This is a genomic window from Citrobacter sp. Igbk 16, from assembly GCF_028069755.1.
Lineage (GTDB): Bacteria > Pseudomonadota > Gammaproteobacteria > Enterobacterales > Enterobacteriaceae > Citrobacter.
Window position 1 is genome coordinate 53973 of record NZ_JANEWJ010000010.1, and the last position, 12294, is coordinate 66266.

At 51.0% G+C, this 12294-nt stretch carries 12 protein-coding genes; 4 read left to right on the forward strand and 8 right to left on the reverse strand.

Going from position 1 to position 12294, the window contains the following annotated elements:
• Positions 1–32 precede the first annotated feature (32 nt).
• Positions 33–1793, reverse strand: a complete 1761-nt coding sequence (locus NNO03_RS09000; protein WP_271449334.1) for a Lon protease family protein — start codon at positions 1791–1793, stop codon at positions 33–35.
• Positions 1794–1978: 185 nt separating this feature from the next.
• Here NNO03_RS09000 and matP point away from each other — a divergent pair, with 185 nt between their 5' ends.
• Positions 1979–2431, forward strand: a complete 453-nt coding sequence (matP, locus tag NNO03_RS09005; protein WP_005123520.1) for a macrodomain Ter protein MatP — start codon at positions 1979–1981, stop codon at positions 2429–2431.
• Between the two features lie 96 nt (positions 2432–2527).
• Here matP and ompA read toward each other — a convergent pair whose 3' ends face one another.
• Together ompA and sulA are read right to left on the reverse strand one after the other, a co-directional pair.
• Positions 2528–3577, reverse strand: coding sequence for a porin OmpA (ompA, locus tag NNO03_RS09010; RefSeq protein WP_048212110.1), 1050 nt, complete (start codon positions 3575–3577; stop codon positions 2528–2530).
• 355 nt (positions 3578–3932) lie between these two features.
• Positions 3933–4442, reverse strand: a complete 510-nt coding sequence (gene sulA, locus NNO03_RS09015; RefSeq protein WP_271442103.1) for an SOS-induced cell division inhibitor SulA — start codon at positions 4440–4442, stop codon at positions 3933–3935.
• A 216-nt stretch (positions 4443–4658) separates the two neighbouring features.
• Between sulA and NNO03_RS09020 the strand changes: the two genes are divergently transcribed.
• Positions 4659–5273 (forward strand): TfoX/Sxy family DNA transformation protein, encoded by a 615-nt coding sequence (locus tag NNO03_RS09020; protein ID WP_271449335.1) that lies wholly within the window; start codon positions 4659–4661, stop codon positions 5271–5273.
• On the opposite strand, the gene yccS is transcribed toward NNO03_RS09020, so the two are convergent.
• Positions 5251–7404 carry a YccS family putative transporter gene (yccS, locus tag NNO03_RS09025; protein WP_271449336.1) on the reverse strand — a complete coding sequence of 718 codons (2154 nt, stop codon included), beginning with the start codon at positions 7402–7404 and terminating at the stop codon, positions 5251–5253. The two genes, NNO03_RS09020 and yccS, sit on opposite strands and share 23 nt — an antisense overlap.
• An 18-nt stretch (positions 7405–7422) precedes the next feature.
• Positions 7423–7869, reverse strand: a complete 447-nt coding sequence (locus tag NNO03_RS09030) for a YccF domain-containing protein (RefSeq protein WP_005123514.1) — start codon at positions 7867–7869, stop codon at positions 7423–7425.
• 125 nt (positions 7870–7994) lie between these two features.
• Here NNO03_RS09030 and helD point away from each other — a divergent pair, with 125 nt between their 5' ends.
• Positions 7995–10049 (forward strand): DNA helicase IV, encoded by a 2055-nt coding sequence (gene helD / locus NNO03_RS09035; protein ID WP_271449337.1) that lies wholly within the window; start codon positions 7995–7997, stop codon positions 10047–10049.
• Between the two features lie 32 nt (positions 10050–10081).
• Here helD and mgsA read toward each other — a convergent pair whose 3' ends face one another.
• Positions 10082–10540: a methylglyoxal synthase gene (gene mgsA / locus NNO03_RS09040; protein WP_137382855.1), complete on the reverse strand. Its 459-nt coding sequence runs from the start codon at positions 10538–10540 to the stop codon at positions 10082–10084.
• 93 nt (positions 10541–10633) lie between these two features.
• On the reverse strand, positions 10634–11296 hold the full coding sequence (locus tag NNO03_RS09045; RefSeq protein WP_271442099.1) for a DUF2057 family protein: 663 nt from the start codon (positions 11294–11296) through the stop codon (positions 10634–10636).
• Positions 11297–11469: 173 nt separating this feature from the next.
• Here NNO03_RS09045 and NNO03_RS09050 point away from each other — a divergent pair, with 173 nt between their 5' ends.
• On the forward strand, positions 11470–11883 hold the full coding sequence (locus NNO03_RS09050) for a CoA-binding protein (protein ID WP_006685217.1): 414 nt from the start codon (positions 11470–11472) through the stop codon (positions 11881–11883).
• A 74-nt stretch (positions 11884–11957) separates the two neighbouring features.
• Here NNO03_RS09050 and hspQ read toward each other — a convergent pair whose 3' ends face one another.
• Positions 11958–12275: a heat shock protein HspQ gene (hspQ, locus tag NNO03_RS09055; RefSeq protein ID WP_271449338.1), complete on the reverse strand. Its 318-nt coding sequence runs from the start codon at positions 12273–12275 to the stop codon at positions 11958–11960.
• Between the last annotated feature and the right edge of the window lie 19 nt (positions 12276–12294).

Genomic DNA, 12294 nt, shown 5'->3' on the forward strand with positions numbered 1-12294 from the left:
ATAGCTAACACGTGTACGCTGAACAAGTCCGATCAGTTCGGAATAATCCAATTCAGCCAACGTAGCGGCCATGGAAAACGATGACGGCCTTCCTGTTGCGTTGCCGCAGCAATACGCTCCTGGATAGTTTGCATCAGCGTCGTCTGACCTTCGCCATCCCACACCAAATTTAATAGCAGTGGCAGCGCATCGGTTACGTCGTCTACTGCCCAGATAGTGAATTTTTCTTCTTCAACTGCCTGCAGCAGTGCGGGTGGCAGGCTCAGATGCCTGACGTTGGCTGTAGGGATAATCACCCCCTGAGTCCCCGTTAATTCGCGCTGCTGGCAGATGGCAAAGAAGCCTTCAATTTTCTCATTCAGACCGCCGACAGGTTGAGCACGACCAAACTGATCGACAGAACCGGTTATCGCGATGCTTTGATTGACAGGAACGTCAGCGAGGGCGCTGATCAGCGCACACAGTTCTGCCATTGAGGCGCTGTCACCGTCTACTTCACTGTATGATTGCTCAAATGTCAGAGAGGCAGAGAACGGTATTTGCTGTTCAAGCTGGAGTTCCGACATCAGGAACGCCTGCATAATCATCATACCTTTGGCATGAATATTTCCGCCCAACTCTGCTTTACGTTCAATATCGGTAAATTCGCCATCGCCAATATGCACGACGCAACTGATACGTGAAGGTTCACCAAACGCGCGGGGATGACCTGGAAATTCAATCACCGACAGGGCGTTTATTTGCCCAATACGCTCGCCTTCCGTTTCAATGAGGATCTGCTCTTGCAGGATCTCATCCTGCATCCGTTCAGAGAGGAATCCTTCTCGCCACTCACGTTGAGCAAGCATCAGACTCAATTGCTCCGCAGTGCAGGTATCACTGTCGCAAAGAGGGGACACTTCTTTGAACTGGCGAGTGATCCAGAGCGGATTAAGCGGCAGCGTGTCCTGTTCGCCGGTGTAGCGAACGGCTTCACGGATGAGAACCTGCCATGCATCGGCAGCGGGATAGGGCAAATTGTTGCGTCGGGCAGTATGCGTTACCCACTGACACCACTGTGTCATGGTTTCGGCATCCACTATCTGCAAGTTATCTTCAAATTCGCTGTAGATAGCCTGTTCTGCCAGTTCTGGTTCCATTTCCTGGAAGTCAGCCAGTGATTCACGTTCGCCGACCAATACCACTTTCAGTTTAAGCGGCATAGAAGGGACGGTGACTGGCAGAGGGCGAGACTCGTCAAAGGCCACCCAGTCAAAACGCTCGTGGCTGACAATGGCTTTCAGGCGCATCCACAACAACGGCTGAGCCAGAAGTGTGCGCAATGAGATAACCAGCACACCGCCGTTGGCCTGATGGACCAGTCCCGGTTGCAGCGTAATTTCGCCATTGAACTGGCGCAGACAGCCAAACAGCTGTTCGGCCTCAACCCAGTCCGCATTAACCACCTGAGTTAACGTTGCAAAGTTGTCGTCTGCTTTCTCCGCTGCGCGGTAACGAATAGTGTGGCCGGATACATCGTAATGCCCCCCGGTTAACCTATCGGCATCCGTATGCAAGGTACGTGCAGCCGTTGCAATAAGATTGAGATACTCCAGCTCTTCGGGCGCTTTCACCAGCATAAACGAGGACGTAGCCCAGTGCTGAAGAAGCTGCTCTAGCGCGAATTGTAAACGTGGCTGAGTATCACTGAGTAAGGTATCGGTGTCGTCAGTGACGTGCGGCTGTGCAAATATTTCCTGATAGCTGTCGGTATCAGGAACCAGATCACGCCATGCAAGTTTCGTAATGGTCAAAGTTGATGTTTTTTAGTCTGTTGTAAAAAACGAGATTATACCGTAACCATCAGCACTGCACACGTGGAAAGCACCGCTAAACGGATGTGATGACGCGCGACAGTTCACAGGCTGGATATTCTTTTCTTCAGATGCCCAAAAAGCTGATATTCTGATAAGAGTTACACGGTAACATTGAGATCGCAATGAAATATCAACAACTTGAAAATCTTGAAAGCGGATGGAAATGGAAGTACCTGGTGAAGAAGCATCGCGAGGGGGAGTTGATTACCCGCTATGTGGAAGCCAGTGCTGCCAAAGAAGCCGTTGATTTGTTGCTAACCCTCGAAAATGAACCGGTTCGGGTCAACGCCTGGATTGAAGAATACATGAACCCAGCACTGCTCAATCGCATGAAGCAAACGATCCGGGCGAGGCGTAAGCGGCACTTTAATGCAGAACATCAACATACGCGTAAGAAATCGATCGATCTGGAGTTTATGGTCTGGCAGCGTTTAGCCGGGCTTGCGCAGCGACGTGGTAAAACGCTCTCAGAAACGATTGTGCAGTTGATTGAAGATGCGGAGCATAAAGAAAAGTATGCGAACAAGATGTCGACATTGAAGCAGGATCTTCAGGCGTTACTGGGTAAAGAGTAGGGAACGGGTAACGTCAATATGGAGCGTACCTGTGTTTTTGAATGATATGCAGGTAAAAAAACCCCGCCAGGCGGGGTTTTTTTATAAGACGATAACTTAAGCCTGAGGCTGAGTTACAACGTCTTTGATACCTTTAACTTCGATCTCAACACGACGATCCGGAGCCAGGCAGTCGATCAGTGCAGCGCGAGCTTTCACGTTGTCACAGGTGTTGCCAGTAACCGGGTTGGATTCGCCCATACCACGTGCGGAGATTTTGTCAGAAGGGATACCTTTAGAGATCAGGTAATCAACAACGGACTGAGCACGTTTCTCAGACAGACCCTGGTTGTAAGCGTCAGAACCGATGCGGTCAGTGAAGCCCAGAACAACGACGGAACCGTCTTTCGGATCCAGGTTGCTCAGCTGGCTGTACATCTGATCCAGAGCCTGCTGGCCTTCTGGTTTCAGAGTCGCTTTGTTGAAGTTGAACAGAACGTCAGACTTCAGAGTGAAGTGTTTGGTCTGTACTTCTGGAGCCGGAGCCGGAGCCGGAGCAACTACCGGAGCTGCTTCTTCCTGCTGGCCGAAACGGTAAGAAACACCAACGCTCAACAGACCGTTGTCTGGACGACCACCAACGGTGTTCGCGTCACCGATGTTGTTAGTCCACTGGTATTCCAGACGGGTAGCGATTTCAGGAGTAATTGCATACTCTACGCCGCCAGCGAATACTGGGGATACACCAGTGTCGTGGTCTTTGAAGCCGTCGTTGTTTTTAGCATCTGCACGCCAAACCATACCACCCAGACGGGTATAAACGTCCAGATCGTCAGTGATTGGGTAACCCAGTTTAGCGGTCAGCTGAACGCCCTGAGCTTTGAATGCGCCATTTTCAGTGTTGCCTTTGTACGGCATACGACCTAACCAGTCGTAACCCATTTCAAAACCAACGTACGGGTTAACCTGGTAACCACCGAACGCACCAGCACCCAGTTGGCTTTCGTGGGTCGGTCCGTTGTTGTTGATCTGATTGTTGCCGATGTCATGGAACTGGGACCAACCCAGTTTAGCACCAGTATACCAGGTGTTATCTTTCGGAGCGGCCTGCGCCACGGTAGCGAAACCAGCCAGTGCCACTGCAATTGCGATAGCTGTCTTTTTCATTTTATGCGCCTCGTTATCATCCAAAATTCGCCATGAATATCTCCAGAGAGATAACACGGTTAAATCCTTCACCCGGGGACCAGTTCAATAGTTACTCTACCGATATCTGCGGCTTAAGCCGAGCACCCCTGGCGATGTAAAGTCTACAACGTACTCGAAAACTTACAAGTGTGAACTCCGTCAGGCATATGAAAAAAAAAGGCTTGTATACACAATATTTAACATTTATGGATGATTAATTGTACAGCCACTATCGCGGAAACCGCTTCACACAGGCGTTCTCACCAAAAATGTGTTAAAGCTCAAAGCTGAATTTGAGGGTGAAAAAAAATTCCAGGATAATTCCTAATTTTACTCAATGATACAAATTCGAGTGAATTTTTAGCCCGGAATGGTGTCTCCCCGCAAGTGTCTGAGCGCGTACAGGACGCATGATAAATCCCATTGCGTTTCCCTCATCTGCCGCTTTCACCAGTTCTGCATGTTCATCTTCTGTTAATTCTTCCGTCAGCCAGCCGATAACCACACTGTAATTCCCTGTGCGTAGCGCACGGACCATTGATTCCAGCGTATGGCAGGGAGAGAGTTGGCTAATTTGCATGACTTTCGTCAATGGGAGCCCGGCCGACTGCACCCACTCGCGGCTCAGTTTTTGTTGAGGCGTCAGCCAGAGCTGCCAGCGCGACTGTTGACCTAATTGCTGAAGCAGAGGAAGAAGCAGGAGTTGCGTCATCATGGGCTGGTCCTCGCGATAGACCACTTCACTGATAAGCCCAGCGGTAGTGTGCTCTGACGACACGCGCGCAATTTTGCTTGATGCGGAAGAGAACGACGAAGAACGATTTGCGTAGCCTGAAGTGTACATAATCAATCCAGCCCTGTGAGTTACTGTATGGATATACAGTAACCCTGCTATCACCAAAGATCAACCTTATTTTCTGAAACAGGTTCGCAGTTTTTGGTTGTTGTTATGGGAAAAACAAAATTCATCTTGCCCCTTGCGAATAAGTTGCCTATTTTCGTCATTAACGGATCCGCTACTGCAAATCATTTTATTACGTTATGATTTAAAAGGATTTTTATGAAAAAACTTTCTTATGCAAGGATCTATAAATCACAAGAATATCTGGCGTCATTGGGGACTATTCGTTATCGATCGCTGTTTGGTGGTTATAGCCTGACAGTTGACGACACGGTATTTGCTATGGTCGCCAGTGGCGAGTTATATCTTCGGGCCTGTGAACAGAGCGCGCCGTACTGTGTAAAACATTCCCCTGTCTGGCTGACATTTATAAAACGTGGACGTCCGGTGGTGCTCAATTATTATCAGGTGAACGATACGCTGTGGCAAAACCAGCAACAACTGGTGTCGCTATCACGGTATTCACTGGATGCGGCGTTAAAAGAAAAACAAAGTCGTTTTGCACAGCATCGCCTGCGTGGACTGCCGAACATGACATTTCATCTGGAAACTCTGCTGAATGAAGCAGGTATAAAAGATGAAAGCACATTACGCATGTTGGGGGCAAAAATGTGCTGGTTGAAACTGCGACAGGTTAATCCCGCCCTGACGGTGAAAATACTCTATGCCCTTGAAGGCGCGATTGGGGGGATTCATGAGGCGGCGCTCCCGGCGATTCGTCGCCAGGAGCTTGTGGAGTGGGTGAGTTCTCTTACGCCTGAACCGGTGTACTAGACGGCAATGCAGCAATTTGCTGCTGTAATCGTCTGATTTCTGGTAGTAGTGCTATCAATAGGCCAACTTGCTGTACGACCAGCGGTTCTTTACTGTCCGGGCGTGGTTCGAGATGCTGAATCCGTTGCTTCAGTCCTTCAAGCGCCTGGTATACGCGCTGCTCGTCAGCGGGTTGATGGTGCAGTGCATCATCAACATAGCAAACGGCATCGTCCAGTAATGCCAGAACGTCCGGGTTGGTTAACTGTTCACGGTGTGCGCCCAGCGCCGAAATATAACTGGTAAAGGTATGGTTGAGGCACAGCAAGCGGAATGCCGTTTCGCGCGTTTGGGCGGTGACATCCGGTTCACTCGACATATTCGACACCACGGATGCCAGCTCCGCATCACGATTATGCGCATCACGGCGTGCAATACGGTATGCCAGACGATTGTCTCGCCCCTGATGATATTGTTCGAGAATGGCGTCAAGGTAACGACAGTTTGCATCGGTCGCCCGTTCAATCACCCGTGGCAGGTTGCGAAAACGCCAGTCTGGCCAGATGAAACTGACGGCTGCCCATGCGATGGCACAACCTATCAGCGTATCGATGACGCGCGGCAGTGCGACTTCAAACCCTTCTCCAAGCAGGTTAAAGCACAGCAATACGAGCAACGTGATAAACATTGTTGCATGCGCGTACTGAACATTGCGGAAAGCGAAAAAGAGCACGCCAGTGATCACCAGCAGTATTAATTGCCCTTCCAGAGATGGGACGAACCACAGGATGGGCAACCCAATCGCTATCCCAACTAATGTGCCGATAATCCTTAACGCCAGACGATGTCGTGTGGCGTTGTAGTTGGGCTGGCAGACAAACAGGCTGGTCAGCAGGATCCAGTAGCCATGGTTCATACCCGTTATCTGGATAATGGCGTACCCGACGCAGAGCACCAGCGACATGCGAACCGCGTGACGAAACAGCGCCGACTCCGGCGTAAAATTGCGACTCAGACGCAGCCAGATATCACTGAATCCATGCGGACTATCATCGGCAAGCTGATTTTCTGACTCATTGCGCGAGAGTACCTGGGCCTGCTCAGACTCAATGGTGGCGAGTTGCGCATCGATAGCCCGCAGGTTTGATAGTAAGAATCCCAGCGTATTGAGCAGATCTGCAGGGGCACCGCTTGCACGCATGCGCTCAAGGGCGGCATCGATATGTGTAAAGACGCGCTCAAAGTGTGCATCGTGCTGGTAAGGGGTGCGTAGCAAAATGCAGCGAGACAGTTGTGTACAGGCTTGTCCCTGCATCGACATTAATCGCTGGAAACGAAACATCACATCGCTGTGACGGAAATGGTCGCGTAGCGTCTGGTACTGAATATGTGAGGAACTTGCGCGTTCGTGAATATCCTGCGCGACAAAATAGTAATGCAGTGTGCGGCGGGTACCTCGCTGTCCACGGTCACCGCGCAGACGGGTGAGTAATGATATTTTTGTTTGGTTCAACGTCGCCATCAGTTGCCCATTGGCCAGCGCTAAGTCATACAAGGGGGCCTGGCTTTCGTCTTCGATGTCGGGATCAAAAAGGCGGGATTTCAGCTCCAGGTAGTGTGCCAGCTGTTCGTAGCTGCGCGCCAGATTGTCCTGCAGTGGACGAATCGGGAACAGAAGGTGACCGATAAGCGTCAGAAGGTTATACCAGATGGCGCCAGCAAGCAGCAGGATCGGTTGCTGGTACCACTGATCGTAAAGTGATGTGCCCAGCATGGTGTAAATGGCGATCAGTAATGCACCAAAAGCGATGGTCGCATAACGCTGACCTAAGCCTCCCAGCAAAATAAAGCCGCTGGTGGAAAGCGTTAAACCAATCGCGAAAAGCCACGGCCAGGGGAAGAGCAATTCGACGGAGGCCGAGGCAATAAAAAAGCAGATCAGTGTAATGATCAAATTGCGCAGACGACCCGCGAGCCGATCGTCCAGATCGGTCAGCGCGGCAGCAACCATACCCAGCGTTAGCGGGATGGTCAGTTTGACGTCACCCAGCCACCACGGCAGCGCCGTAGTACCGCAAAGTGCGATAAAAATTCGCACGTAGTATAGCCAGGTGCTGTTCCAGGTATAGCGTTTAAGCAGTGGACTTAACATAAAGGCCATCAGTTCCGATTATTCAAAGCGACGACGCGCGTTGGCTTCGCGTGCGGCACGGGCAACTTCGACTGAAACCACGCGACGACCAACGGGCCAGAGTGCAATTGCGGCGATTTTAAAGTTCGCAATACCTACCGGAATACCAATAATCGTAATGCACTGGGCAATACCGGAAACAATATGCATCAGGCACAGCCACCAGCCGAAGAAAATCAGCCAGAAAATGTTGAGCAGCGTACCGCCGGTATTCAGAAGCACGTTTTTACCCGCTGGGTTGAGTTCATCAACGTGAATCGCTTCATTACCGTAGGGGAACAGCGACAAGCGTGTGATTTCCCAGCAGGAGCGGGTCAAGGGTAGTGTGAAGATAAGCACGATACTGACTAACGTCGCCAGTAACCAGGCTAAGGTGGTGGCGAATCCCCCAAGCACAAAATTTAAAATATTCAGAACAGTACGCATAAACCCTCGGTTAACTCTGGTTTTCTGTGAATTTGGCAATTGTAACGTTTTTTTGGGCTGGAGCACGTTTTCTCTGGCGGTTACACTGATAAGCAAACCTCTTCGTGTGGATCCGCGTAAGTCTTATGGAACTGAAAGCAACTTCTCTGGGAAAACGTCTGGCGCAACACCCTTACGATCGGGCCGTTATTCTCAATGCCGGCATTAAAGTCTCCGGCGACCGTCATGAGTATCTTATTCCATTCAATCAGTTACTGGCTATCCATTGTAAAAGGGGCCTGGTATGGGGCGAACTGGAATTTGTGCTTTCTGATGATAAAGTTGTACGCCTTCACGGCACTGAATGGGCGGAAACCCAGCGTTTCCATCATCATCTGAGCATGCTCTGGCAACAGTGGAGCCAGGAGATGAGTGACGTTGCAGCAGGGGTGCTACAGGAACAGTTGGATGCGATTGCCGCGCGTACAGGGGAAAACAAATGGCTGACGCGGAGCCAAACATCCGGATTGCAACAACAGATCCGCCGTGCTTTTGACGCGTTGCCCCTGCCGGTCAACCGGCTGGAAGAATTTGATCATTGTCGTGAGGCATTGCATCAGTGCCAGGCGTGGCTGCAGGACATTGAAGCGTGTCGTTTGCAGCATAACCAGGCATATACCGATGCGATGCTGGCGGAGCATACCGAGTTTTTCCAGAAGATTGAGTCCTCACCGCTGAATCCAGCCCAGGCGCGTGCGGTGGTGAATGGCGAGCAGTCGCTATTGGTGCTTGCGGGTGCAGGAAGTGGCAAGACATCCGTTCTGGTTGCGCGTGCGGGCTGGTTGCTGGCGCGGGGAGAAGCGGCTGCTGAACAAATCTTGCTGCTGGCGTTTGGTCGCAAAGCCGCTCAGGAAATGGATGAACGCATTCGCGAACGGCTGCAGACGCAAGACGTCACTGCGCGGACGTTTCATTCACTGGCGTTGCATATTATTCAACAGGGTAGCAAAAAAGTCCCGACAGTCAGCAAACTCGAAAATGATACTGCCGCCAGAAATAAACTGTTTCTCGCCACATGGCGTCAGCAGTGCAGCGAGAAAAAAGCACAGGCTAAAGGCTGGCGACAGTGGTTGGAAGAAGAGATGCAGTGGTCCGTGCCAGAAGGCAATTTTTGGGACGATGAAAAATTACAGCGTCGCCTGGTCTCACGGCTGGATCGCTGGGTTAGCCTGATGCGTATGCATGGTGGAGCACAGGCGGAGATGATCGCCAATGCGCCGGAGGCGATCCGCGATCTGTTCAGCAAACGTATAAAGCTGATGGCACCGTTGCTCAAGGCCTGGAAAAGCGCTCTGAAAGAAGAGAATGCCGTCGATTTTTCAGGATTGATCCATCAGGCGATTGTCATTCTGGAGAAAGGGCGCTTTATCAGCCCCTGGAAGCACATCCTGGTTGATGAATTTCAGGATATCTCCCCACAGCGCGCCGCCCTGTTAGCCGCATTGCGCAAGCAAAACTCACAGACCACGCTATTTGCCGTGGGCGATGACTGGCAGGCCATTTACCGTTTCAGTGGTGCACAACTTTCGTTGACTACTGCCTTCCGGCAACACTTTGGTGAGGGCGATCGCTGCGATCTGGATACGACATACCGTTTTAATAGCCGTATTGGCGAGATAGCCAATCGGTTTATCCAACAAAACCCGCATCAGCTTAAGAAACCGCTCAATAGCCTGGCAACTGGCGACAGAAAAGCCGTCACTCTGCTCGATGAAAGTCAGCTGGATGCGCTATTGGATAAGCTATCCGGCTTTGCGAAAGCAGAAGAACGCATACTGGTGCTGGCGCGATATCACCACCTTAAACCTGCCAGTCTTGAGAAAGCAGCGACCCGCTGGCCCAAACTACAGCTGGATTTTATGACTATTCATGCCAGTAAAGGACAGCAGGCGGATTATGTCATTGTCGTTGGGCTTCATGATGGCAACGATGGTTTTCCGGCCCCGGCCCGTGAGTCGATTATGGAAGAAGCATTACTGCCAATGGTCGAGGATTTTCCGGATGCAGAAGAGAGAAGGTTGCTCTACGTGGCACTTACACGTGCCCGGCATCGGGTGTGGTTGCTGTTTAATAAAGACGCGCCATCTTGTTTTGTTGATGAACTAAAACAACTGGATGTCCCGGTAGCGAGAAAACCCTGAAGAACAGGCGGCTACCGCCGCCTGTCTGACGATTATTTGAGGCGCTCAGCCAGATAACGGGCGTAATCCGGGATCAGTATGTCCGTCGCATCGCTGAAGTTTGGTGACTGGATAATAAAATCGGCGGTAGATACGTTGGTGGCAACCGGAATATTCCAAACTGTGGCCAGGCGCAGAAGGGCTTTAACATCCGGATCATGAGGCACGGCGTTGAGTGGATCCCAGAAGAAGATCAGCACATCAATTTTCCCTTCAGAGATCAGGGCACCGACCTGCTGATCGCCACCCATTGGACCGCTGAGCATGGCGTTGACATCCATACCGGTCGCGCGTTGAATGAGATTTCCTGTCGTGCCTGTCGCATAGAGGACATGCTTTTCTAACAATGGCTGGTGGCGTTCTACCCAGCTCATCAGCATCTGTTTACAGTGATCATGTGCAACCAGCGCAATATGCTTACGCGCCGGTAAAGTGCGAGTCGTCAGTTCCATAGTACAGCTCCCAAGTTAACCTCACTACAGAGTACTGGAAGCTCTTGACGCTGCAAGAGAAAGACAAAAAAAATGCGTAGGTGAACATAAATGTCACGAGGGCGGCTGTTTCTCTGCCCATTGCAGAAAATTACTTCGTGTTTGCGCATCGGCCTGCCCAAACCAGTATTTCAAACGCTGTTCGGTGAGTGTCTGCGACTGCGGCGGCACCCGATCCAGTTCAGAGACTCCCGAGAGCAATGCGCTGTCATCTGCCATCATAGTGGCAAATTGTGGGAGTGAAGCGTGCTTAGACGATTTGTTATAGCGTTCAGTCTCGAGTTCGTAATCCACGATTTTTGCCGATGAGGTAATCGACAAAATATCCAGCTTGACCGGAATGGGCATGGAATCGCCATCTAATAGTTCCACACGCGGAGCGTCATCGAAATGCGTCGCGTCACGTTCGTTGTTAAGACGGGGGAGATGAAAATTGACCTGACTAACCAACTGAGTATCAAAACTGATGACCAGCGGAGGAGAAATATACAGACGTTCTTCATGGCTGGAGAGACGAATCGTTTTCTCAACGCGAAAGACAAGCTGATGCCGACCATTCTCCAGCTCAATACTGTCGGCACCGCGCAGTAAAGAGCTGGACACCTTTTTTCCGTCCAGCACCAGAAGGTCAATATCATTAGACAGGCGCAAAGAGGTCGCACAAACGGTTACCGGCAAAAGCAGAGCAATCAGGGCTGTCACAATGCCGGTTTTCATAAGGTTCTCCTGTCCAGAAAATGATCTGCATAAGATGTATCTAAATTTTTCGACAATCATGTTTACTAACATATAGACATATTTTCCAGTTTAGCTCTCATGCGCCAGTATGGGATGAATGGTTGCGACGTCAGGTTTGTCGTACACTTTGCAAAACAGCCTGGAGGAATACGATGAAAGAGACCGATATTGCTGGCATTTTGACATCTACCCGTACGATTGCGCTGGTAGGAGCAAGCGATAAACCCGATCGCCCGAGCTATCGGGTAATGAAGTATTTACTTGATCAGGGCTATCACGTTATCCCCGTGTCTCCTAAGGTTGCCGGGAAGACGCTGCTGGGACAGCAGGGCTATGCGACGCTGGCAGACGTACCAGAGAAAGTGGATATGGTGGATGTCTTTAGAAACTCAGAAGCAGCATGGGGAGTCGCACAGGAGGCTATTGCTATTGGCGCGAAGACCTTGTGGATGCAGCTTGGCGTGATTAATGAACAGGCTGCCGTGCTGGCGCGCGATGCGGGCCTGGCGGTAGTAATGGATCGTTGCCCGGCGATTGAAATCCCCAGACTGGGACTGGCGAAGTAAGGTTGTACTGTTGCCGGATGGCGCATTGTATATCCGGCCTACAACGGTGTTTGTCGTAGGCCGGAGAAATGTTGTCAGTTGCGCAGGCGTGGGGCCTGGAGCTGTTTACGGATTGTCCGTGCCAGTTCATCCATCGACGGTTGCTCTGGATGTTCTTCTTGTAGCTCACTACTCAACTGTGCTTCAGCCAGATACGTATGTACTGGCAGGCCATTATCGTCTTCCATCACCACGTGATACCAGGGAGCGGCGCGAAGTTCGTCGTTTACCGCCAACTCATCAGGTGACGGGTCAACAAGCGAATATTCCGGGTCGATATCCACGACCACTCCGAGGTAACCTAACAGGGAATGGCGGACCTGCTGGCCGATACCGAATTTGCTGGCAATCATAGTCACCTCCCGGGAAATA

Excerpts from the sequence above, each read along its gene's own strand:
- NNO03_RS09020 (WP_271449335.1), top strand. The coding sequence starts at position 4,659 with ATGAAAAAACTTTCTTATGCAAGGATCTATAAATCACAAGAATATCTG.
- mgsA (WP_137382855.1), bottom strand. The coding sequence starts at position 10,540 with ATGGAACTGACGACTCGCACTTTACCGGCGCGTAAGCATATTGCGCTG.
- NNO03_RS09050 (WP_006685217.1), top strand. The coding sequence starts at position 11,470 with ATGAAAGAGACCGATATTGCTGGCATTTTGACATCTACCCGTACGATT.
- hspQ (WP_271449338.1), bottom strand. The coding sequence starts at position 12,275 with ATGATTGCCAGCAAATTCGGTATCGGCCAGCAGGTCCGCCATTCCCTG.
- matP (WP_005123520.1), top strand. The coding sequence starts at position 1,979 with ATGAAATATCAACAACTTGAAAATCTTGAAAGCGGATGGAAATGGAAG.
- sulA (WP_271442103.1), bottom strand. The coding sequence starts at position 4,442 with ATGTACACTTCAGGCTACGCAAATCGTTCTTCGTCGTTCTCTTCCGCA.
- NNO03_RS09045 (WP_271442099.1), bottom strand. The coding sequence starts at position 11,296 with ATGAAAACCGGCATTGTGACAGCCCTGATTGCTCTGCTTTTGCCGGTA.
- ompA (WP_048212110.1), bottom strand. The coding sequence starts at position 3,577 with ATGAAAAAGACAGCTATCGCAATTGCAGTGGCACTGGCTGGTTTCGCT.
- yccS (WP_271449336.1), bottom strand. The coding sequence starts at position 7,404 with ATGTTAAGTCCACTGCTTAAACGCTATACCTGGAACAGCACCTGGCTA.
- helD (WP_271449337.1), top strand. The coding sequence starts at position 7,995 with ATGGAACTGAAAGCAACTTCTCTGGGAAAACGTCTGGCGCAACACCCT.
- NNO03_RS09030 (WP_005123514.1), bottom strand. The coding sequence starts at position 7,869 with ATGCGTACTGTTCTGAATATTTTAAATTTTGTGCTTGGGGGATTCGCC.